17 protein-coding genes and 1 pseudogene are annotated in these 23,874 nt (G+C 37.1%); 9 read left to right on the forward strand and 9 right to left on the reverse strand.

The genetic code is table 11. The features are described from left to right. Positions 1–54: 54 nt before the first annotated feature. The gene (locus F6K15_RS17085; RefSeq protein WP_293062692.1) at positions 55–1,689 is read right to left on the reverse strand and encodes an aminotransferase class I/II-fold pyridoxal phosphate-dependent enzyme; all 1,635 of its coding nucleotides are present in this window, start codon (positions 1,687–1,689) and stop codon (positions 55–57) included. A gap of 1,430 nt (positions 1,690–3,119) precedes the next feature. Further along, positions 3,120–4,967 (reverse strand): fatty acyl-AMP ligase, encoded by a 1,848-nt coding sequence (locus F6K15_RS17090; protein WP_293062693.1) that lies wholly within the window; start codon positions 4,965–4,967, stop codon positions 3,120–3,122. 99 nt (positions 4,968–5,066) lie between these two features. Here F6K15_RS17090 and F6K15_RS17095 point away from each other — a divergent pair, with 99 nt between their 5' ends. The 5 genes from F6K15_RS17095 (at position 5,067) to F6K15_RS17115 (ending at position 9,446) form a co-directional block, all read left to right on the forward strand. After that, the gene (locus F6K15_RS17095) at positions 5,067–5,804 is read left to right on the forward strand and encodes an SDR family oxidoreductase (RefSeq protein WP_293062694.1); all 738 of its coding nucleotides are present in this window, start codon (positions 5,067–5,069) and stop codon (positions 5,802–5,804) included. Between the two features lie 173 nt (positions 5,805–5,977). Next, on the forward strand, positions 5,978–6,715 hold the full coding sequence (locus tag F6K15_RS17100) for an SDR family oxidoreductase (protein ID WP_293062695.1): 738 nt from the start codon (positions 5,978–5,980) through the stop codon (positions 6,713–6,715). Positions 6,716–6,817: 102 nt separating this feature from the next. Beyond that, a complete protein-coding gene (locus F6K15_RS17105; RefSeq protein WP_293062696.1) occupies positions 6,818–7,294 on the forward strand; it encodes an MEKHLA domain-containing protein in 477 nt (158 codons plus the stop codon). A 182-nt stretch (positions 7,295–7,476) separates the two neighbouring features. Next, a complete protein-coding gene (locus F6K15_RS17110; RefSeq protein WP_293062697.1) occupies positions 7,477–8,874 on the forward strand; it encodes an AAA family ATPase in 1,398 nt (465 codons plus the stop codon). 32 nt (positions 8,875–8,906) lie between these two features. Continuing rightward, positions 8,907–9,446 carry a hypothetical protein gene (locus tag F6K15_RS17115; protein ID WP_293062699.1) on the forward strand — a complete coding sequence of 180 codons (540 nt, stop codon included), beginning with the start codon at positions 8,907–8,909 and terminating at the stop codon, positions 9,444–9,446. A 647-nt stretch (positions 9,447–10,093) separates the two neighbouring features. Here F6K15_RS17115 and F6K15_RS17120 read toward each other — a convergent pair. The 4 genes from F6K15_RS17120 to F6K15_RS17135 form a co-directional block, all read right to left on the reverse strand. Next, positions 10,094–10,237 carry a hypothetical protein gene (locus F6K15_RS17120; RefSeq protein WP_293062701.1) on the reverse strand — a complete coding sequence of 48 codons (144 nt, stop codon included), beginning with the start codon at positions 10,235–10,237 and terminating at the stop codon, positions 10,094–10,096. 381 nt (positions 10,238–10,618) lie between these two features. Next, a complete protein-coding gene (locus tag F6K15_RS17125; protein ID WP_293062703.1) occupies positions 10,619–10,792 on the reverse strand; it encodes a hypothetical protein in 174 nt (57 codons plus the stop codon). A gap of 516 nt (positions 10,793–11,308) precedes the next feature. Beyond that, on the reverse strand, positions 11,309–12,526 hold the full coding sequence (locus tag F6K15_RS17130; protein ID WP_293062705.1) for an FAD-dependent oxidoreductase: 1,218 nt from the start codon (positions 12,524–12,526) through the stop codon (positions 11,309–11,311). A gap of 1 nt (position 12,527) precedes the next feature. Next, a complete protein-coding gene (locus tag F6K15_RS17135; protein WP_293062707.1) occupies positions 12,528–13,031 on the reverse strand; it encodes a hypothetical protein in 504 nt (167 codons plus the stop codon). 826 nt (positions 13,032–13,857) lie between these two features. Here F6K15_RS17135 and F6K15_RS17140 point away from each other — a divergent pair. The 3 genes and pseudogenes from F6K15_RS17140 (at position 13,858) to F6K15_RS17150 (ending at position 14,630) form a co-directional block, all read left to right on the forward strand. Next, the gene (locus F6K15_RS17140) at positions 13,858–14,043 is read left to right on the forward strand and encodes a hypothetical protein (protein ID WP_293062709.1); all 186 of its coding nucleotides are present in this window, start codon (positions 13,858–13,860) and stop codon (positions 14,041–14,043) included. Between the two features lie 14 nt (positions 14,044–14,057). Beyond that, positions 14,058–14,342: pseudogene (locus tag F6K15_RS17145) on the forward strand (tetratricopeptide repeat protein); the annotation flags it as partial. 90 nt (positions 14,343–14,432) lie between these two features. Further along, positions 14,433–14,630: a hypothetical protein gene (locus F6K15_RS17150; protein ID WP_293062710.1), complete on the forward strand. Its 198-nt coding sequence runs from the start codon at positions 14,433–14,435 to the stop codon at positions 14,628–14,630. Positions 14,631–15,006: 376 nt separating this feature from the next. On the opposite strand, the gene F6K15_RS17155 is transcribed toward F6K15_RS17150, so the two are convergent. Then, positions 15,007–20,316 (reverse strand): ATP-binding sensor histidine kinase, encoded by a 5,310-nt coding sequence (locus F6K15_RS17155; RefSeq protein ID WP_293062711.1) that lies wholly within the window; start codon positions 20,314–20,316, stop codon positions 15,007–15,009. A gap of 125 nt (positions 20,317–20,441) precedes the next feature. Between F6K15_RS17155 and F6K15_RS17160 the strand changes: the two genes are divergently transcribed. Next, positions 20,442–21,359: a histone deacetylase gene (locus tag F6K15_RS17160; protein WP_293062712.1), complete on the forward strand. Its 918-nt coding sequence runs from the start codon at positions 20,442–20,444 to the stop codon at positions 21,357–21,359. A 745-nt stretch (positions 21,360–22,104) separates the two neighbouring features. Here the strand turns inward: F6K15_RS17160 and F6K15_RS17165 are convergent. Together F6K15_RS17165 and F6K15_RS17170 are read right to left on the reverse strand one after the other, a co-directional pair. After that, positions 22,105–22,797 (reverse strand): metallophosphoesterase family protein, encoded by a 693-nt coding sequence (locus F6K15_RS17165; protein WP_293062713.1) that lies wholly within the window; start codon positions 22,795–22,797, stop codon positions 22,105–22,107. Between the two features lie 317 nt (positions 22,798–23,114). Beyond that, a complete protein-coding gene (locus F6K15_RS17170) occupies positions 23,115–23,627 on the reverse strand; it encodes a L,D-transpeptidase (protein ID WP_293062714.1) in 513 nt (170 codons plus the stop codon). Positions 23,628–23,874: the final 247 nt, after the last annotated feature.

The raw sequence follows: 23,874 nt of genomic DNA on the forward strand, positions 1-23,874 counted from the left end.
TGAATAGCTAATAGCTAATTGTATTATTTATGATTAGCTATTAGCCATTATCTACTAAATATCCATCTTCCTCAGCTCTTCAGCAAGAGCATCTATAGTAAAACGAATTTGTTCCTCTGTGTGATTACAAGTGATAAAAAAGCGCAGTCGAGCTGCATTGTGTGGTACAGAAGGATAAAACATAAACGGTACATTAATTCCCCGCTTAAATAAATTTTGGGATAATAGTACAGACTTAATAGACTCACCCACAATAATAGGTATCACTGGAGAGTCTTTACTCATACCAGTATTCAAACCTCGTTCGCGAGCGCATTCCAAAAATAGTCGAGACCTTTCTTGCAATTGTGCTACCCTTTCCGGTTCCGCTTTCAACAGACGAATAGCTGCTAATACTGATGCTGCATCTGGTGGGGAAATACCTACACTATAGACAAATCCTGGAGAAGTATACTTAAGATATTCTACTAATGCTTTGCTGCCAGCAATATAACCACCACAACTAGCAAAAGATTTACTTAAAGTACCCATCCATAAATCAATATCATTGGGGTTGACCCCAAAATACTCACTAATACCCCTACCATGGTTGCCAATAGTACCGATAGAATGAGCCTCATCTACCATCAGAAAAGCTTTGTAACGTTGTTTAATTTCTATAAATTTCGGTAAGTCTGGAATATCACCATCTGTACTATATACACCTTCTATAGCAATAAGTATCCGTTTATAACGATGACGGCGATCGCTCAATAACCTATCCAAAGCTTGCCAGTCATTATGAGGAAAAGCAATAATAGTTGCTCCTGATAACAAACAACCTTGGAAAATACTATTATGGCTCAAAGAGTCATGGAGAATTAAATCATTTTGCCCGAACAAATGACTAATAGTAGTAACATTAGTGGCATGACCGCCGACATAAACAATACTATCTTCTACGCCGATAAAATCAGCAATTTCTCTTTCCAATTCCTGATGTAATGGCTTTTCTCCTGATAGCAACCTACTGGCAGAAACAGAAGTACCATAGCGATCGATAGCTTCCTTCGCTGCATTAGATACTGAGGAGTCGCCACACATACCTAAATAATTATAGGTAGCATAATTAACCAATTCCCTACCACCGATAACTGTGGTATTATTATTAATCCGTTCTTGAGGTATAAAAAACGGATTACCAATACCTGTAGCATTAATTTCTGCCATTTGCTTTTGCAGTTGCAGATATTCTGGGTACAGGTCGAAGTTATAATATTCTAAAGGAATTTCTTCAGTTTCAATAGTTGGATTAGAAGTTGGGACCTCAGCCTCATCTTCTAATTTTTTGTGAATATTTGGCCCTGTATCTTGGGTGGTATCCTCCACTAAATATTCAGCTAAAGCCTCAATAGTTGGATAATCTAATAATAGAGTTGGAGGAAGTCGCCTACCAAGGAGATTTTCTAGTTCTCCAGAAAGATTGACCACTTCAATTGAGTTGAGGCCATAATCAATAAAATCCCGCTCAATATCTATCTCATGGATATCAAGTTCTAGTCTTTCGGCCAATTGGGATATCAACCAGGACTTAATAGTTTCTATCGATGCAGATAATTGTGGGACTTGCAAGGCAGGTTCTGGCTCGTTGTTTACTAAAGACAGATGTTGGCTGTCCTTCTCATTCGTAAGCTGGTTCAACAGTTTCATTGTTCACTCCTGCACCACGTTAAAATTGCTTGTCACTTAGTTTTGTCTAGTAGCTTATATGCAATAACACATATTGGGGTAAAAAAGTCCCTCTCAAAAATCATAAATTTGATTTATGATTTTTTAGGACTAACTTCTAACTTGTAACAATTACCTAAAATAGCTAACTATTTCAACTGATTGACCCCCCCAAAAAAAACACTGGGGAAGGCATGATGGTTATTGTGCCATTATCTTATACGAAGTAGGAAGGAAGAAGGGAGAAGGAAGAAGGGAGAAGGGAGAAGGGAGAAGGGAGAAGGAAGAAGTCATCAGATTGTTCTGGAGTCACAAATGCTTTGTAGTTCTCGTCTTTAGCTACTTCGATTCCTAAAATTTTTAACCGAGCGTAGAGTGCAGGACGGGAGCGTAGGCCATATCTAGATAATAATTATTGGACATTAATTGTTCATTTTACGGTTCTGTTGTCACAAAACATATTACATAGTGAGCAAAAAAAACTCCCTCTGAATATTGAGGAAGCTTTCAGTATTACTTACCCGACAGCAATTTTTAAGCTCTTAAACTGGATTTAAGAAATGGTTAATTGTCCAGCTAAGATTTTAATCTTTGTCCTCCTCATCATTTTTCTTACCCTTTTCAATCAGAATACGATAGGACATTAACTGGTTTACCAAGAATAAGAGCTGATTTACAAAAAATAAGAGTGTTGTAGCAAAGCTCACAATTGTCAAAATCAAAAAAATATTCATAAACCTCACAAATTTTTGCAATTCTTTCACAGCAAACAATGTGGGTTTTTACGCCAAAAGCTAATAAATAATTGACAAAAGCCGTTGACACTCATATACAGGAGTGCTACTATGAGGTTAATTATAGCCATGTATAAAAAACCATAGCTGTGTCCGTTGTGCTTGGTCAATTACATGGCGCAAAAACCAAATAAGCCGTAAAAGGTAATCGAATAAGGTACAAAAGCACATAGTTTACCAGACGCAGTGCTCTTGTATCTCCTTTAATGGTGTTTTAAGCCATAGTAAATCATAACAGACTTTTGGTTAAAATTATTTTACGGTATTTACTAAAGTCTGCTTCGGTCAACCCTAACTTCTATTTTCAGGTGTATGCAAAATAGTATTAATCATATATAGCTAAGTCATTTTTTAGCTCTGAAATAGTCAAGGATGCCTAGCTAGAGACCAGACATCGATCACATCAAAAATTGTTACTTGGTAAAGCCAGCAAAATTTTTCCCGTGCATTTTAATTTTAATGCTTTTAAATGTATTGGAGAGAGTTATTGAACTTTGTCAAATATTTAGTAGCTGGTTAGTAAGAATCAACAAAGATATTTGACATTAAAATTTTAGAATTTTAAATTCCTGTTGTGACAAAGTAAACATTGTCACTTCTTCATTCTTAACTTCTTCCTTATTCAAATATTTGTAGAGTTCCGGCTAAAAAGCCTTCGCGACAAGCATAACGCTGAACTTTTCCACTAGAAGTTTTGGGAATAGCTCCCGGTTTAAGCAACAGTATCTGATAAATCTGTAAATCGTGATTTCTTGACACAGACCGTTGGATAGATTTAATTAAGTCCTGAGAATTATCAAAATTTTCCGTATCAGACTTACCATTACGCTGACTAAAAAAATCAAGCTTTACCAAGCTAACAGATTCATCACTGGAATTATGCTTTTGACTTTTGACTTTTGACTTTTGACTTCCATGAAGCAGTTGACGAAAATTACGTTCTACCTCAGCTACTACTACTAAACGTTCTTCTCCTGCCACCTCTACAGAAAAGCTAGCAATACAACCTGGTCTAATTAGTGGATGACTTTGCTCCACTGTCCATTCAATGTCTTGAGGGTAATGATTCCGACCATTAATAATAATCACATCTTTAAGACGACCCGTCACAAATAATTCCCCACCCTCTATAAACCCTAAATCTCCAGTTCTCATAAATGGCTCTTTTCCCGAAGCTTCAGGTAAATAAGCCTCAAAAGTTTGCTTTGTTTCTTCTGGTTTGCGCCAATAACCCTCAGCAATGCTTGGCCCCGATACCCAAATTTCTCCAACTTCACCCTCGGTACAGAGAGTTAATTTTTCTGGATGGACAATTTTAATCTGTTGGTCTGGCAAAGTTTGACCACAACCAACTAATGTTTTTGTTGCTTCAGTTTCTGAAGTAGTTGAAATAATCTGATTTTGTTCTAATGCGTTAGTCGCAATAGTAGTTTGAATTGGTGGGGCAAGTTTATCGCCTCCAGAAATTATCAGGGTAGCTTCTGCCATCCCATAACAAGGATAAAAAGCTTCTCGACGGAAACCACAAACTTCAAAAGTTCTGGCAAATCTTTCTAAAACTTGGGCACTAATAGGTTCAGCACCATTAAATGCCACTTCCCAACTACTTAAGTCCAAATTTTGAATCTGTTCGGCCTTAATTTTACGGACACACAGATCGTAAGCAAAGTTAGGTCCACCGCTGGTAGTCCCTTGATGTTGAGAAATAGCTTGTAGCCAACGCACCGGACTTTGCAGAAACATTAACGGAGACATTAAAACTACTGGAAATGCTCCATATAAAGGTTGCACTATCCCACCAATTAAACCCATATCGTGATAAGGAGGCAGCCAAATTACTCCTTTGCTTTCTACAGAATGTCCAAAACATTGATGAATCAGACTAGAGTTATGCAAAAGGTTTTGGTGAGTAATCATTACCCCTTTTGGTGTAGCTGTTGAACCGGAGGTATATTGGAGGAAGGCAAGAGTATTTTCGTTGATATTAGGTTCAAGCCATTTTTCTGCAACATTGTCTGGAATATGGTCAGTGGCTAACCAACCTAAATTATTCAATTCTGGGGTTTCTGAGGCGCGACGTTCTAGGGTGGAGATGATAGATTTAGTTGTTAGAGCTACTTTGGCCTCTGTATCCCTAATAATTGTTTGAATGCGGGCCAGGGAGCGATTGGGTCTAGGGGGATAGGCAGGAACTGCGATAATTCCAGCATAAAGACATCCAAAAAAGGCGCTAATATACTCTAGTCCCGGTTGATAGATGAGTAAAGCACGTTCTCCTGGTGGACATACTGATTGGAGATAGGCAGCGATCGCTCGTGAATGTTGTTCTAGTTGTTGATAGGTGAGGCTAATTGTGTTTGTTTCTCCGTCTACTAAAAAGGTATAAGCTATTTGTTTGGGGTTTTCGATAGCTCTGTTTTGTAATAAATCTACTAAAGTTTTAATTTTTTTATCTAAACTATTCATATTATTTTTGTTGACATCTTCTTTTGATTAAAAATCAATCTGAAACTGCCAAAATATTATTAATTTCTAATTAGAGCTATTATTTTACCCTCAAATAAAATGACACAACAACATATAACCTTAATTACTGGTGCAAGTCGGGGAATAGGTTTCTCTACAGCAGAATACCTGGCAAAAAAAGGACATCTAGTAATTGGCCTGGCGCGCCACACTCCTGAAAAGACCTTTCCTGGTGAATTTTTTACAGTGGATCTGAGCGATCGCGATGCTACAACAGAAACTCTAGCTAATTTAACCAAGCAGTATGCTTTTGATGGAGTGGTAAATAATGTAGGAATAGCACACCCAGAGCTACTAGAAGAAATCACACTAGATAATTTCGATGCAGTTATTGACTTAAATTTGCGTGTTGCTATCCAAACTGTGCAAGCAGTGGTGCCATTAATGAAGGCAAAAAAGTGGGGTCGTATTGTTAATATTTCCAGTATCGCTGCTTTGGGAGCGCAAAACCGTGGCACTTATGCTGTCAGTAAAGCCGGAATGATTAGTTTAACTCGCACTTGGGCTTTGGAGTTGGTCAAGAGTGGGATAACTGTTAATGCTGTTGCTCCTGGGCCTATTGATACAGAATTATTTAGATATTATTATCCATCAGGAAGTGAAGTGGAAAAGCGCTATTTAAGTGGGGTGCCAATAGGGCGCTTTGGTAAACCTTCGGAGGTAGCTGCAAGCATTGGCTTTTTCTTTTCAGAAGAGGCAGGTTATATTACTGGGCAAACTCTTTTTGTTGATGGTGGTTCTACTATTGATATACATCCTTATTACAAGACAAGATAACGAAGTCAGAAGTCAGTAGGGGCAAACGGCCGTTTGCTTCGCATACTTCGTAACGCCCGTACAGAAGTTATTTTTGTAACAGGAATTTGAGAAAAGCTCCAAAAATATTGCGCCTTAAAAGGCGGGGTTTTAGACCCATGTTATTTTGATAAATTATTTTACTATCCAGAAAAATGACAGAACAACATATAACCTTAATTACTGGTGCAAGTCGGGGAATAGGTTTCTCTACAGCAGAATACCTGGCGAAAAAAGGACACCTAGTAATTGGCCTGGCACGTCACACTCCTGAAAAAACCTTTCCTGGTGAATTTTTTACAGTCGATCTGAGTGATCGCCACGCCACAACAGAAACTCTGGCTAATTTAACGAAACAATATTCTTTTGATGGAGTTGTCAATAATGTAGGAATAGTACACCCACAACCACTAGAGGAGGTGACGCTGGATAACTTCGATACAGTGATTGACTTAAATTTGCGTGTTGCGATACAAACTGTTCAAGCAGTGGTGCCATCAATGAAGGCGAAAAAGTGGGGTCGTATTGTTAATATTTCTAGTATCGCTGCTTTGGGAGCGCAAGACCGCACCAGTTATACTATAGCTAAAGCAGGAATGATTAGTTTGGCTCGCACTTGGGCTTTGGAGTTTGTGTCAAGTGGGATAACTGTTAATGTTGTTGCTCCTGGGAGAATAGAAACAGAAATTGGTAGGCGCATTTTTCCAACTGGAAGTGAAGAGGAAAAGCGCTTAATTTGTGGGATACCAATGAAGCGTGCTGGTAAACCTTCGGAAGTAGCAGCAGCTATTGGCTTTTTCTTTTCAGAAGAGGCAGGTTATATTACTGGGCAAACTCTTTTTGTTGATGGTGGTTGTAGCATTGATGTACATCCTTATTACAAGGCAAGATAAATTATTGATTCAAATTAACAGGTAAAATTTTAAGAGTAATCTAATTTAAAAGGTAGAAAATTAAGATAGAATTCTTGATGATTAACTGTTGAAAAATGATCGATGACTGAAAATATCTTATATCCCTGGAAACAAGAAACTATAATTCGCCGTACTCAAATACTGTTACGAAGCTATAAATATTGGACTGGTAAATCTTTATTGGATGTAGATGGAACACCGGAATTTATGGCTCAAGCATTGTGGGAAGCTCCATTTATTGTTGTTTCTCACGGTATGGAAGAAAACCCTATCTTCAATTATGGTAATCAGCAAGCGTTGGATTTATGGGAAATGAGTTGGGAGCAGTTGACTCATACCCCTTCTCGTCAGACAGCAGAACTTTCAGAGCGCGAAGATCGCCAGCTATTAATGACTCAGGTACAAACTCAAGGCTATATTAGTGGTTATCGGGGGGTTCGTATTTCCAGCAAAGGTAAACGGTTTTGGATTTTAGATGTTACCATCTGGAATCTTCTAGATGAAAATCAAAAGCAATGTGGTCAAGCTGCTACTTATAACCAATGGGAGTATATTTAGCTAGTCGTGGTGAATTGCGATTATTTAGGCAAGAATATATTAGGTATTTTAAACTCTATTTTTTGTATAAATTAGCTGAAAATATTAATTTACCTAATGGGAAAGTGGTATTACTTAAACCATCAAATCATTAAAATTTAAGTATTGAGACAGATACAAGGAATTATAAAGCATTATCAGGAATGAAAATTAAAATCCAAAATCTTGGTGTATTAAAACAAGCTGAATTTACTCTTGCCGATCTGACAATTATTTGTGGTGGTAATAATACTGGCAAGACTTACGCTACTTATGCCTTATTTGGATTTTTGTGTACTTGGGAACGGATACTTTCTATTGATATCGACGATAAAATTCAGCAATTATTTGCTGAAGGTGTAATTAGTATTGATATACAAGAATATATTGAACAGATTCAAGAAATCGTTGCTAAAGGTTGTCAAGAATATACCAAGCAATTACCAAAGATTTTTGCAGCAGATCGTGAACGATTTAAAGAAACAAAATTTGATGTCATTGTTGATATAAATGATATTAATGATATTAGTTTAAATACGAAGTTTGAGCGTAAAATCAATTTTCCAGGTAGAGAACTTTTTTCCATTACCAAAAATTATGATAGTACAGAATTAGTTGTAACGCTTCTAGTTGAAAAAGCAAAAGCGGAAATTCTAACTAATATTTTTAATGATTTTATCGCAAATGCTCTCAAAGAAATTATTTTTTATCAACTTTTTCCTAGACCTTTCATCGCTAGTTCAGAAAGAACAGGTGCTGCTATTTTTCGTAAAGAATTAAATTTTGCCCGCAACTGTTTGCTTGAAGAAATGAGTCAGGCAGATGATAATATTGATCTAGAAAAGTTTTTATTTGAAGGATATCAAAATTATCCACTTCCAGTTAAAGAAAATGTAAAGTTTACACTGAAACTAGAGAAAATTTCCAAACAACATAGTTTTCTTTATAATGAGCATCCTGAAGTTTTGAATGATTTCGCTGATATTATTGGAGGTGAGTATACAGTTACTCCTAATGATGAACTTTATTATACGCCGAAACAAGGGAAACGACCCCCCAAACTATCTATGCTTGAAAGTTCTAGCGCTGTGCGTTCTTTACTAGATATTGGTTTTTATCTAAAACATGAAGCTCAACCTGGGGACTTACTCATGGTAGATGAACCAGAGTTAAACCTACATCCTGAAAACCAGCGTCGTGTTGCCAGACTATTTGCTCGACTTATTAATCTGGGAATCAAGGTTTTTATTACTACTCATAGTGATTATATTATCAAAGAATTAAATACACTAATTATGCTCAATCACGATAAACCTCATCTGAAACGCATTGCTGAGGAAGAGGGTTATCAAACAGAAGAATTAATATCTGCTGAAAAGATTAAAGTGTATATTGCTGAAGAAAAATCTATTCAACTAGAAGGTAATAAAAGAAAAATTAAGGGCAAAACTCTTACCCTAGCAAATATTGACCCGGAAATGGGTATTGAAGCTCGTAGTTTTGATACAACTATTGAAGAGATGAATCGAATTCAGGAAGCGATCGCCTGGGGCGAAGATTGATGGTTGATTCGGATATTGTTATCCTTAAAAAGATGATTCAACCGGAAGCTACAGTAGTATTAGAATCTGAATATCAGAAGAATATCGTCAAACTCACAGAAGTTGATAACTACACTGTAACTATTTATGGAATGCCCGATGATGATGAAGTTATTACGATCAAGGTAGATACTTTTAGCGCACCAAAAGAAGTTTTCCAGGGAACTAAAGGTGAATGCAAACGTGCAGATTTTGTCATTATTTCTGATACTATTAACAAAGGAAAATTCATCGTCTTTATTGAAATGAAGCGAGGAAAAAAGACATCTAAAGAGAAAGAGATTATCCAGCAACTAAAAGGGGCGCAGTGTTTTGTTGAATATTGTCAAGCAATTGGTAAGTTATTTTGGGAGAAACAAGATTTTCTTGATAATTACAAATGCCGTTTTGTCAGTTTTAAGAATATCACAGTTAATAAGAAACCAACACGATATAAATCTAAAGATGATATTCATGATACTCCAGAAAATATGTTAAAAATTAGCTCCCCAAATCACATTCAGTTCAATCATTTGATAGGACATAAAAAATAATTAGGGCTTGCTGATTAATTCTCAAAATATTTACAGATAAAGACTTTAGCTTTTTTGGAGTCGAAAAAAGTGCGCCTATTTCAGTCTAAAAAGCTCAAAAAATTAGTATTTTAGGCGCATATTTGGGCAGAAAAATCAAGGGACAATTCTTACTTCTACCTCCTCTAAATTCCCATTTCTCCTGTCTCCTGTTTTCCCCTCCTGGGAGGGGTTAGGGGTGGGTTGTCTCCTGTCTCCTACCCCTACTAAAATACTTTTTCAGCAAACCCTAATTATTTCTCAGGTTTTGTCCTGGGATTTTAGCAGTAACTTTTTATTTTTTCTCAAGTTCTAAATTGGTTTTACCTTCCCCAAAATTAATAGCTGAAGTTCGCAGTTGCGACCTAGGAGGCTAGCTAATAGCTGACGGCTGTTTGCGCAGCATTCCGGAGGAAATGCTTACCGAATAATTAATAATTAATAATTAAATAATTCTGGTTTAAAGCCTCCCCTTTTAAGGGAAAAAAAAGCGGTCGAGGGATGGCGAGGTCTCCTCGCCATATCCAATCGACCAAGAGAAGAAATAATGTTTCCTTATATTCAATCCTCTCGGTTTTAACCAGAGGTAATTATCAATTATCAATTATCAATTATCCATTAATGAAAGACTATCTTAGTACCTCTGATTGAGCAAAAGCAGGTTTAATAAACTCATCCCTATCTTGTAAACTAATATAACCTTGATTAACTGCTAGATTCATTAATTCAGTTAAAAATTGCTTTAATTCAGTCAAAACCTGTTGTTTTTCCAAGATAATTAATGATTCCTGGTGATAATAATTAAGCTCTTTTAAATAACATTGAATTTGCGTATCAACAGGAACAAAATTTATTCAAAACCAATAACTTTCAACGAAATCTAAACCCATGATTTTATCCCGTTCTAACTCTCCTATTTGTTCAGTAAATCTATCCTCCAATAAGATACAAATATCAGGATCTAAAAATACCTTAAACTTAGTTTGCCCAATTTCTACAATAACTTGACGATTAAACTCATAACAAAACTTCCTTAACCCTAATTCAAAGTCAGATAACTCCCCTAAAGGATCATCAGGAGGAGTAGTAAAATTTTCTATATTTTTATGACCTCATCTTAGTTTAAATTGCTTAATTTTATTCATTTTGACCTCTTATTTATAGTTTATTTTAGGCTCAACAATAGGATAAGCATACTTAATTGTTCCATCTGAATTTCTGCCAATTTCCGCATAAACTACATTTTCACTAATCCTTCCATCATCATGATCAACTCTACCAATAGGACGATTAAATTTAATAACATAGTACCCATAATACTTTGGCATTTAACATTATCTTAGTAGTTATTTGGGCGTTGCTTAATTGAAGTATGAATGCGCGATTGTTTGGTTCTGCTCAAGCCCCCTAAATCCCCCAATTTAGGGGGACTTTTAGAGTTTTATTCCCCCTAAAATTGCTATGCTTTATAAACATCTTTCTTAACATAAAAATTGACAAAAAAGACAAATTCTGTTTAAGACTTTCAAAGCCTTTTTCTAGAGAGAAAATGTATTTAAAAGTACATTTATTTTGATAAGTTAAGTATTTTTATTTAGATGCTCTAACTATTTCTCCCTTCTCCCCTTCTCCCCTGCTCTCCGTGTCCCCATGTTTGAGGAGTTCTTTATAAGGGATAGCTAAAATTGGGGGGTTAGGGGGGCAAAATTATACCCAGAATCAGCTTAGAGTTTTATTCCCCCCAAAATTGGGGGGTTAGGGGGGCTTGCATCATACCCAGAATCAGCAACGCCGTTGTTTGAATATGTTCAAAAGCTGCTACTCAAACAATCTAATCATTAAATTCAACTATTCAAACGCACAGGTGCAATGCCAAAGGCAATCAACCGTGGCGGAATATCTCGCAACACAGGCAACTGCAAAAAAGCAGGAATAGTAAACTGCTGATTTTGATTTAGCGCACGAGCAATAATTCGTTTTTGAGCTAACTCCTGAAACCATTGAATAACTCTAGTTGGAAACTCCCGTTGGCGCTGCACCTCTGCTAAGTCCCACAAATGCCAACTACCACGCTTGAGGGGTTCACTAAGAACATTTGTTGCTACAACTGCATCTTGAATAGCATAGTTAATACCAACCCCAGCTACAGGAGACATGACATGAGCAGCATCACCGATGAACAGTAAACCCGGTAGATACCATTTAGGAAGACGACTCGACTCCACAGATAGAAAAGCAATATTAGACCAATCTTCAAGTAGATGGGAGCGATCGCTAAATTCTGGCACTAACTCAACCAAAGACTTTCGCAAAAAACCTATACCAGCAGTGCGCAGTTTTGCAAAAGCACCCTTAGAAATCATATAAGCTACTTGCCAGAAATCTGAGCGATCGAGCAAAACCACCATCTTGCCATTACCTACACGACCTGATAAACCATTAGGTTCCTCTGACTTGCGTGGCAAACGAAACCACATTACATCCATTGGTGGAGAAGTTTTAATTGGTTCAAAACCCGCTAACTGACGCATTCGGGAGAAACGACCATCTGCTCCCACTGTTAATAATGCTCGAACTTCGTGCCAACCTCCATGACCCCGATAACGCACCCCACGCACTACTCCATCTTCTTCAATAATTTCCTGTACGTTTGCACCCATGATTAAATTAAAATTGGGATACTGTTGCGCTTCAGTAGCAATAAATTCTAAAAATTTGACTTGTGGCAGAATAGTAATATACGGATATGGAGTTTTTAAGCGACTGAAGTCAGTCAGAGCAATGTCACCATTGGGAGAATTTAACTTGAGTGTGCGAGCTTTGGAATGGGGCAACTCTAACAAACGGTCAGCTAAACCTATTTGTGCCATTATTTCCATTACGGAAGGATGAATAGTATCTCCTCGAAAATCGCGATCGAAGTCTTGATGTAATTCCAGGAGAGTGACTGAGATACCTTGACGTGCTAACAATAATCCTAATACAACTCCTGCTGGTCCGCCACCAACTATACAACAAGTTGTTTGCTGTACATCGATAATTTCATGGGTATTATTAGTCATTTTATTTAAGTTTCTCCTTCAATTGATTTAACTGTTCTGGTGTTAGTTTAATTTGTACTTCTAATAACTGAGTTGCATCTTGAAATAAGATACTATTTTCTTCGACTAAAATTTCGGGATTATTAATTTCAATTCTTTGATATTTTACTTCTGGCAATGCAACTCTAATTACCAGTTGTTGTTGAGATTTAGGAAAAATATATAATTCCTGACGAGTATGATGTAATTCTAGTTTTTGCACAGTTGTATTGCTTTCTGCCGTAGAGTTTGGTTTTTGCCAATAAAGAGTAATACCGCGAATTTCTGGTTTAGCTATCTCAAATATTTCATCAAATCTTTGAGGTTCCCAATCAAGTTCTGTAATATCGCCACTGACAGGAATAAGTCGCTGTCGCCAGGTGATTTCTTTGTCAGCTATGGCTGCCCACCATTGACGAATAGTGTCTAGATTATCGGGATTTTCTGGGTTATTACTACCTAATTGCCAAATAGTTTTAAGCTGCATATTATAGATGGTTTTAGTTAAGTGAGTATGAATTAATTTGATCAGCACCTAAACAAAATAGTTTACCTAATAAGGGATTAATTTTGTGTAACTGCTTAATAGTATTTTACTATAAAAGCGAATTAAATTCCACTAATAAAAATAGCTGACATTACCTCCCCATTTCACAACAACTCTAATAGGTATTCAACCAGATTTGATATCAGGCTTCTATTGCTTTACCGAATAATTAAGGTAAAAATTATCTCCTTTAAAGGAGAAACAAGCGGTCGTTAGCGGAGCTTCCCGTAGGGTGGGATGGCGAGGTCTCCTCGCCATATCCATGAGACCAAGAGAGAAAATATTTTCCTTTTATTCAATCTTATCTGTTTTAGGGAGAGGTAATTATCAATTATCAATTATCAATTATTGAAACTACTCTGGAACATAATTATATAGTCAAGCTAAAGCAAATTGTTTGTAGAGTCAAGCTCTATAATAAAATTTTATTTTGTTTTTTTAATCAATATTAAGGGAGTATTAGTTATGAGTGAAATGATTAAGATAACTATAGATGAAGATTACTTGTCACAAGCGCAGCGAGTTTAAAGGAAGAAGAGATAATATCTATCTTAAGCAGGCGGGTGGTAATAAACTTTAGCCCCAGGGAAATAAAGCATACAACATTAAATTAGGGGAAACTATTTACCCAAATTATTCCCAGTATTATCAACCCTCTGGAACTATAACTCTTGAACTTTGGGAGTATGATGCTGGCCCTGGAAACGATGATTTTCTAGGTTCTGTTACTTATGATAAAGATTCTAATGGCAGGCATAAACAGTTTATGAATGGAGATGGAGGACAGTACGAAGTTATCTATAATGTAGAAAATCCTAATCTAAAAAGTCCTGAAAAAATCGAATCAAAAACACAGCCTGCTAATGCAGAAAATTCCGATTTAAAAAGTCCTGAAAAACCGAATCAAAAACACCATCTGCTGAAGAATTATATTACCAAGGAAACGAATTAAAAGATGCACAAAAGTATGCAGAGGCAATTGCTTTATACGATAAAGCTTTAGAGCTGGAACCTGAATATTTAAAAGCAATGAATAATAAAGATTATACTCTCAATGCTCTAGGAAGGTATGATGAAGCATTAGAAGTTTTAGAGAAAGTTATCCAACTTGAGCCAGACCATGATAACGCTTGGAATTCAAAATCAGCAGTTCTTTTTAGTCTTGAGCGATATGAAGAAGCTCTCTGTTGCTGCGATCAAGCTATTTCATTAACTTCAGAATTATCCAATTTATCAAATGATTGGGATTAGAAATCTCGTCCACTTTATAAATTAGGTCGATATCAAGAGTCTATTGAAGCGAGTAAGAAAGCATTAGAATTAAATCTTAGTTCTTTCTTCTTGGCTGATAATTTCTATCATCAAGCTTGTTGCTATGCCTTACTAAAAGAAGATAGCTTGGCATTGGTAAATCTCAGAATAACTGTGGAATTAGATAAAAGCTATAAGGATTGGGCTAAGGGAGACTCTGATTTTAGTCATCTCTATTCAGATGAGCGATTTAAAGCTATTACAAAAACAGAACAGACTACTGAATAAACTTAAGAATTATACCATTTTGATAAATGTTTGTTACAAATGGTAGAAGTAATAAAGAAGGAAGAGGGAAGAAGGAAGAAGGAATAAATATAGAAAAAAAGAGGAAAAAAATAGATATAAATATCTAAAATAAATTGAATATGCTATTTTTAAGCATACCTGATCAATCTCTACCTTTTTGTAGCATTCTTTTTTAAAATTGGTATTAGCTGAACAATTATTTTTTGAAACCTTTAATCTATAAGATATTTAGATTTGCAATCCCCATAGAAATCCTAACCAGAATATTAGTTAATTGTTAGGACTTTGGTATTTGTAAATTAGGGCAAGAATTTTATGGGTATTATCAGTCATTTTATTTAAGTCAATCAATTTTTTAAATTAAAGGAAGAGAAATAATAAATTCTGTACCTTTCTCTAATTCTGACCTACAAGTTATTGTCCCGCCATGTTTTTCTACAATAATTTGCCGCGCGATCGCCATGCCTAACCCTGTTCCTTTGCCCACCCCTTTAGTTGTAAACCCCTGCTCAAATATTTTTGAACGCACTTGTTCGCTCATTCCTGGACCATTATCAGCAATTTTCACCACCGCCATATTTTTATCGGTACTTAATTTCGTACTAATAGTAATCCGATTATTATTGGCTTCAATTTCAGTGTAATTTTTGCCTTCACTTGCTTCGTCTAATGCGTCAATTGCATTAGCTAAAATATTCATAAATACTTGATTCAATTGCCCTGGATAACATTCTACCTTGGGCAAATCTCCATAATTTTTGACCGTCTCAATTCCTGGTCTGTTTTGATTAGCTTTGAGGCGATATTTCAAGATTAACAGAGTGCTGTCCAGGCCATCATGCAGATCGAGACTGCTTTTAGTTTCGGTATCGGTGCGACTAAAAATTCGTAAAGAGTTGCTGATTTCACCAATGCGTTTTATCCCTGTTTCCATAGATGCAATAGTTTTGGGAAAGTCTTCCATGAGAAATTCCAGTTCTAGTTCCTCTATTTTGTCAGTGAATTCGGGACTGGGGTGCGGTAACTCTTGTTGATAATACTCAATAATGGCAAAGACATCCGCCAGATAGTCTTGAATAATACTGACATTACCTCCCATAAAACCGAGAGGGTTATTAATTTCATGAGCAACTCCTGCCATCAGGTCTCCTAATGCTGCCATTTTCTCTTTTTGTACCAATTGCAACTGTGCTTGTTGCAGATCGGCCAGCGCTTGTTGAGCTTGTTGGTACAATAAAGCATTTTCTAAGGAGATAGCAGCTTGAGAACAAAGTAAATTGAGAATTTCCACCCGCTCGCTGGTAAACACTCCTGCTACTTGATTGTTTTCTAGATAGAGAATACCAATCATTTGACCCCGGTCTAATAACGGTAGGCATAAAACAGACTGAGGTTGGTGCTTTTGGATATAAGTATCTCCTGCATAAGCATTTTCATTACTGGCATTATAGATAACTAGAGGCTTTTTGTTGTGCTTAACTTGGTTGATAATACTCAAGGGTATTGAATGACTAGTTTCTACTGGAATAGAATCGACTTGGCAAACACCCTTGGAAGTAAGGATAGCTGTGAGCATTAAGATTTGTTCTTGAAATAACATCAAAGCTACATTTTCTGCACCAGCATTTTCCATAACTACTTGCATTAAATTAGCGATCGCTCCTTCTAAAGATATGTCCTGTGAAAGGGTGCGTGATGCTTTCATTAGAGTAGCTAAGTCTAATATTTCTCCTGTACCTGTTGTGGTGTTGGAGATTGTTCCCATCGTTTGAGTTGCGATCGTGTTACTGTTGAGTAAACTTAGTTTTTGCCGTTCGAGAATAGAACTGAGGAGGCTAGGATAGCGTTGTTCTAAATCATTGATTTTGGCTTTTGCGCCCCAACGGGCATAACAATAGTAAGCTTCTTGCATATAGCCAGCAGCAACTTTTCCTTTACCCCAGTCTAGGTAAAATTTAGCTGCGAGTTCGTTGGCGAGTGCTTCTTCTTGGATATATTCATTTTCTTTTGCTCCAGCAATAGCTTTGTCGTATAGCTCTATTGCTTCTAGTTTTTTTTCTAATACTCGGCATTTTTCTGCTTCTACCAAATCGTATTTGTGTTGAAAATTCATTGGTGCATGATGTGCCCACTTTTGTAAAATTTTTTGATTGGACTCCACAATTTCCAAAGAGTTTGCTCCATAGTCAAACTCAGAACCAACAGCTAACAGCGCCAATGAATAATAAAATTTGTGCAAAGATATCATCAAAGGCCCAAATTCACTCTCAATATATTTCACAGCTAAAGTAGATTCTTCTAAAGACCCTAAGTGGTCTTCAAGCAAGTACAGCAAAATCGATTTTGCTGTATGAGCAGAAAAGAGTAACGTAAAGCTATTTGATTCTTGGAACTGTCGCAGCTTCGCTTCTTCATTAAAACTTTCTCCAATTAAACGATGGGGATCTTGCGCTTCTCCTAGTAAATTAAATTCAATTTGTCGCCAAATTCCTAATAAATTAATTGCAAACTCTAATTTCAGATTTTGAATTAAATCTTGATAAGGCTTTTGTATATCTTTAATCTCTCTAAGATTATAACCAATAAAGAAAAGGCAACTACAATAGTTCATCGCACAATAGGATGCGAACTCGAAATCTCCTGTATCTAAGCCAGAATGCAATCCCTCTAATAAATGTTTTAAGATCGCTTTTGCGTGCTCTTTATGAACACGAATAAATATGTTAAAAATGAATTGCAGCCTACACTGATATTCTTTGGCTGAAAAATGCTCTAGAATTTTGAGCGACACTTGCCCAGAATTATACCCTTTTTCCACATATCCGGGATTGAGGAATAAAAGTGCCCCAAAACCATAACCAACAGCAGATGCAGATGAGTATCCATCTTGTTCAGAAGCTTGGATGACGGCTAATGTTACTTTGGGAAAAAGTTCAGGTCGGGCAAGGTAAGTTGGGCTAATTAGGCTGGCAAGGAGTTCAATCTTAGCTAATTTTTTTGGATCGTCTACTTCTTTAAGAGTTTCAATTGCTTCCAGTGGAGGGATGTCTAGATCGGCAATCTCAATATCAGGAGTATCTAACAAAGAATAACCTAGTAATTGCAAGGCTTCTATGCCAGTATTAATGGCTTCCAACATCTGATTCTGAATGATATAGGATTGAACCTTGAGTTTGCATATTGCCACATTGTCCAAGAAATCTTCGGTGTATTGCAGCGTTGAATTGGCTAGTTCTCTGGAACGATCAAAATGGGAGTTTAGATACTCTAATTCGATCGCAAGTAAGTGTAAATCCCGCGTCAAGTCATACTGGTTTTGCCAACTTTCTTTTTCCAGGTAATTTAGGGCAATATCGCAATATTCTAAAGCAGCATTATAAGCAGCAGAAGCCTTAGCTCTGCGACAAGCTATCAGGTTGAGTTCAGCAAGTTGGTTACACTCTTCCTGTTTAATAATTAAATTCTTACTATAGTTAAATTGACTTACCAACTCAAAAATTCGTTCTTCTCTTGCTTCGGGTGGAATTTTCTCTAAAAGCAGTTGTCCGATATGGTAGTGAGTAGTTTGTTTTTGTTCGTCAGGAATCAGAGAATAAGCAGCTTGTTGCACCCGATCGTGCAAAAAAAGATATTGGGCATTTTCACTTGTTGGAGTATTTTCCCTAGCATCATCACGGCTCAGGTAAAACTTATAAACCTCACTTTGAGGAAGTATAAAACCATCTTGCAAAGCTTTCCATAAACTGTCTGCTGTATCTTCTTGTGAGTTCTCACAAACAATAGCCAAAGTCTCCAAATCAAATTGATTACCAATACAGGCTGCTAACTTTAATGTCCCCTGAGTTGCTGTTGGCAACTTGTGCAATCTTGTTACCATAAACTCCACCACGTCATCAGATAGCACCAATTCTCGCACTCGTGTCATGTCGCATTGCCAGTAACCCACATCAAAATTAAAACTAATCCAACCATCCTCGTATAATCCCTTGAGAAACTGAGTAGCAAAAAACGGATTTCCTTTAGTTTTTTCATACACTAATTCAGTTAAAGGTAAGGCAAGTTCTCCCTCACAACTCAAAGTATCTGTCACTAAATAATTTAAGTCGGTTTTGCTTACAGGAGCCAGAGTTATAGTATTTAAAGTTGCTCCTGATTTGGCAATTTCATCTAAACTTAGCATCAACGGATGAGCTGCAAATACCTCATTGTCCCGATAAGCTCCCAACAAGAACAAATAACCAGTTTCTCCACCTTCGATCAATAGTTGCATCAATTTCAGAGATGCCGTATCTGCCCACTGCAAGTCATCAATAAAGATAACTAAAGGATGACTAGGGAGCGCGAACACCAGAAGAAATTTTTGAAACAACAGATTAAAGCGATTTTGGGCGGCACTTCCTGACAACTCAGGAACCCTTGGCTGTTCGCCAATAATCTTCTCTAACTCTGGAATAACGTCGATAATAACTTGCCCATTTTCCCCTAAAGCATTGAGTATTTTAACTTTCCACTGCTCTAGTTGTGTATCACTTTCACTCAAAAGTTGCTTCATCAAGTCTCGGAAAGCTTGCACAAAAGCACTGAAAGGAATATTGCGCTGAAACTGGTCAAATTTTCCTTTGATAAAGTACCCGCGCTGTCTAACAATAGGTTTGTGAACTTCATTCACCACTGCTGTTTTACCTATGCCAGAAAATCCTGCCACTAGCATCATTTCTGTTCCACCGTTGGCGACACGCTCAAAAGTATCAAGTAAAGTTTGAACTTCTTTTTCCCTACCATAGAGTTTTTCAGGAATGAGGAAGCGATCGCTTAGATCCCTCTCTCCTAACTTAAAAGTCTCAATTTTTCCCACCTTTTCCCATTGAAACAAACATTTTTCTAGGTCAAACTTTAAACCCAAGGCACTCTGATAACGGTCTTCGGCATTTTTCGCCATCAATTTGTGAATAATATTAGCTAAGGGAGTCGGGATTTGGGAATCAATCATTTGAGGAGTTTTTGTCAAATGACAATGTATTAATTCCATGGGGTCAGTGGTATCAAATGGTAATTTTCCGTTGACCATCTCAAAAAACATGACACCCAGTGAATAAAAGTCGCTGCGATAGTCTATTCCTCTATTCATTCTTCCCGTTTGTTCTGGGGAAATATAAGCCAGAGTTCCTTCTAATACATTGGGATTTTTAATTTCAGTAGTTTCAAAAGGTAGTACAGAAGCAATACTAAAATCGATTAATTTTACTTGTTGAGTCTGGGGATGAATTAATATATTTGCTGGTTTAAGATCTTGATGAATAACTCGATTTTGATATAGTTTGTGTAATATATCTGCTAATTGAATGGCTATTTTTAAACAAGTTGTTAAGTCTAATGATTCATATTTGTCTAGAGATATGGCCCCATGATCTTCCATGACTAAAGCATAACCATTGCCATAGTTTTCTAAACTTAAGGATTTGACTACTCCTGGTAAGTTGAGGTTTTTGGTAATGGTATATTGGTTGCGGAAGTGTAACAGTTCGTTAAAAGTGGGATATTCGTTGCGCATAAATTTGAGCACGACTGTTTGAGAGTCTGTTGCTCGAATGCCTCGATAAACTAAGGTACGAGTTCCTTCGTATAGCTTTTGTTTGATTTGATAACCCGGGAGTTGGATGGTCATTGCTCTAGAGTTAGTAATTATGGTAATTATATAAATATAATAACTCTATCTAACTCTGAGGCTGTGTTATGAATCACTAGGCAAGTCTTTTCAGTTATCAGTTATCAGTTATCAGTCTTCTTTTTATGAATTTACCAATTATTTATCATCCTAATTATGTTGCAGCGATGCCACCCGGTCATCGCTTTCCCATGGCAAAATTTCAACTACTTTATGAAATGTTACTAGGAGATGGGGTGACAGAAAAATCGCATTTTTTTATTCCACAACTGCCACCTTTGGAATGGATAGAATTAGTTCACGATCGCGACTATATAGAAGGATATTGTAACGGCACTTTAGACCCAAAAGCACAAAGACGTATCGGGTTGCCTTGGAGTGAAGCATTAGCAAATCGAACTTGTATTGCTGTGGGTGGTGCTGTGTTAACGGCGCAGTTGGCACTCAAACATGGTTTAGCTTGTAATACTGCTGGGGGTACTCATCATGCGTTTCCTAGTTATGGGTCTGGGTTTTGTATTTTTAACGATTTAGCGATCGCTGCCCGCGTTATCCAAAAACTAGAATTAGCTCAAAAAATACTAATTGTAGATTTAGACGTACATCAAGGAGACGGGACTGCCTGGATATTCAAACACGATCCTACTGTATTTACATTTTCTATGCACTGTGGTATCAATTTTCCTAGTAGAAAACAAATTAGCGATTTAGATGTACCCTTACCAGAGGGAATGGATGACGACCGCTATTTACAGACTTTAGCGCAATATTTACCAGAGTTGCTGTCCCAAGTAAAGCCAGATTTAGTGTTATATGATGCTGGAGTTGATACTCATATCCATGATGCTTTGGGAAAATTAGCTTTGACAAATACAGGAATATTCCGGCGCGAGATGCAAGTATTGAGTACCTGCATGGCAGGAGGTTATCCGGTTGCTTCCGTTATTGGTGGGGGATATACAAAGGATATGAAATCATTAGTTTACACTCATTCACTTTTGCACCGTGCTGCTAGAGATGTATTTCACCAGTATCGACTTTGATTTTTCCCAGTTTTGTTGAACTATATTATCTGCTCCTTCTAGAGGAGCTACGCTTTGTTAGCAAGACTTATGAATTAGTATATTGACTAATTTGACAATTAGACATCTCCTCCAAAAGAGGGAGTAGGGAGTAGGGAGTAGGGGGAAATAATTGATAATTTCTGTACGATAATTGATTTTATTTGTGATTATTGGAGATTTCTATTATACTGTAGTAGCGCGTCAAGCTGAAAATGATGTATTAAATTTTTTAGTATAATTCTTGCTATGACTAAGGTTTGGAGAATTTTCCTAAAACACTATTTTAAGCTTGACACGCTAGTAGCAGGGAACAGGGAACAGCGGGAAAAGTATTTCTTTGTCTCAGGTTCATCATCAACATAAGTCAAACACCAACTCGTTCCTTGCTATATTTCTCCTAACCACTTTGGCGATCGCTATATAGAACCCATTTGAGATCTATATAATTATGGTAGTCAAGTCTTTTCGTGCATCAAAATTAATGCACAATCTGAAAAAGGAGTGTTGAATTTTTTATATTATTTCTCCCCACATCTACCCTCTACCCTCTACACTCTTAACCTCCTGTCTCCTGTCTCCTAGCTCAAAAAACTTAATATTTATGAAGATACGATCGGGGGTTCTATATCATATCCGGATAATAGCGTGATAGAATTCCTTTGTGCTTAAGCGGGCAAAAAACTTTCTCCTCCTGACTTCCTTTTCCGTTCCTCATTATTTGATATTACTTAATTTGACGAATTGCAAAATCATCTATTAACGCTGTTTTTAACTTACCTTTTTTATTTGCCTGCCAAACCTTACCACTACTGACATCCAAACAAGTCAACCAACCCTCATCATAAACTCTGGTATCAATACAAATAGTGTGACCGAAATTCAGAGGTTTACCACTTTTTTGACTCGTGTGACCACAAACCATTGTTTTTCCAGAAAAGTGAGGCATGGGGTGATCTAGCTTTTCCCAGAAAAGTTTGTACTCTGACTGCTCATTCAGAGATAGACCGGGAGCAGCATTCGCATGAACAAAAAAATGTGCGTCTGACTCCCACCAGTCTACACAAACATTCTCAAGGAAATGCCAATGTTCCTCTGGAATATATTTTCGTTGAGATTTACCAGATTTTGAATAAGAAGCTAAAGTCTCCTTGCCACCAGAATTATGCCAGCGAGCTTCATGTTGCGAACAATCACGAGACCTCATCATCATTAATTCATGGTTGCCACGCAAGGCTACAAGTTGCCCAGTTTCATGGAGTGCAATTAATCGATTAATCACTCCTTGAGAGTCTGGACCTCTATCTACATAGTCACCAAGAGTAATAATAACGTCTTCTAACCGTAGTTTAACTGCTGCAATTAATGTATCAAATGCTCTAGAATGACCGTGAATATCTCCGATGGCGAGAATACGCATATATATTTTTTGTTATTTTTTTCGGCGTTGCTGATTTGATTTATGAAATTCAATTAGTGGTAAATTTTCAACCAAAACAATAGTGGGAATTGTACCTATTTCTGACTCTAAAGTCACCAAAAAACTCGGCGTTGCTGAATACTGGGATGATTGAGGCCGACACGGGGACACGGGGACAGGTCAACACGGCGATTATAGTTGATGCTCTGTGATAAAATCATCCCGCAATTATGCAATGCCAAAAACTCTTTTCTACCTACTAACTCCTGACTCCTAACTCCTGACTCCTGACTTCTGACTCCTGAGTCCTCTTTCCTTCACTCATGTACTACTACAGGTGTCCCCACTGATGCCCAGTCAAATAACCATTTGGCGTGATTGACTGCTACATTTGTACAACCGTGACTAACTGGGGTGCCAAACATATTATGCCAGTAAGCACCATGAATTGCCATTCCTCCATCATAATACATAGTATAAGGAACATCGGGCACATCGTAACCCGGTCCGGTCATTCTGGTACTGCGATATTTTGTCTGTACTCTGAAAGTACCTAAGCGAGTAGGGGTTGATGATTTACCTGTAGAAACTATCACTGCATAAACTGCTTTATTTCCTTCCCAGGCAATTAATCTTTGGGTTGATAAGTCAATTGAAATCCAACGTTCCGCTGATTGTTGTAATTCTAACATTCTCGTGGCAATTAGATTTTCCCATCCACTAGCTTTGGTTGGTATTGACCAGGAGAAAAAAGTTGTAATAGTTAGTGCTGTAGCAGCACATATTTTACCAACTTGATACCATTTTTTAGAACTAACTAAGTCTTTCATATTTTATACCTAATTAAAACAAAATTATCAAAATCATAAAGGTCGCGCAACCCCGCCTTTTAAGGCGCAATATTTTTGGATAGTTGCTCAAATCCTCTACTTCCCCTCCTGGCTCCCCTCCTGGGAGGGGCGAGGGTGGGTTGGGCTAGGGGTGGGTTAACTTCTGTACGGGCGAATGGCCATTCGCCCCTACTGACTTCTGACTTCTGACTTCGTTAAGGTGTGATTTAGAAGTAGATTATTTTGA

It is taken from the genome of Okeania sp. SIO2B3 (assembly GCF_010672525.1).
In the GTDB taxonomy this organism is placed as follows: domain Bacteria; phylum Cyanobacteriota; class Cyanobacteriia; order Cyanobacteriales; family Microcoleaceae; genus Okeania.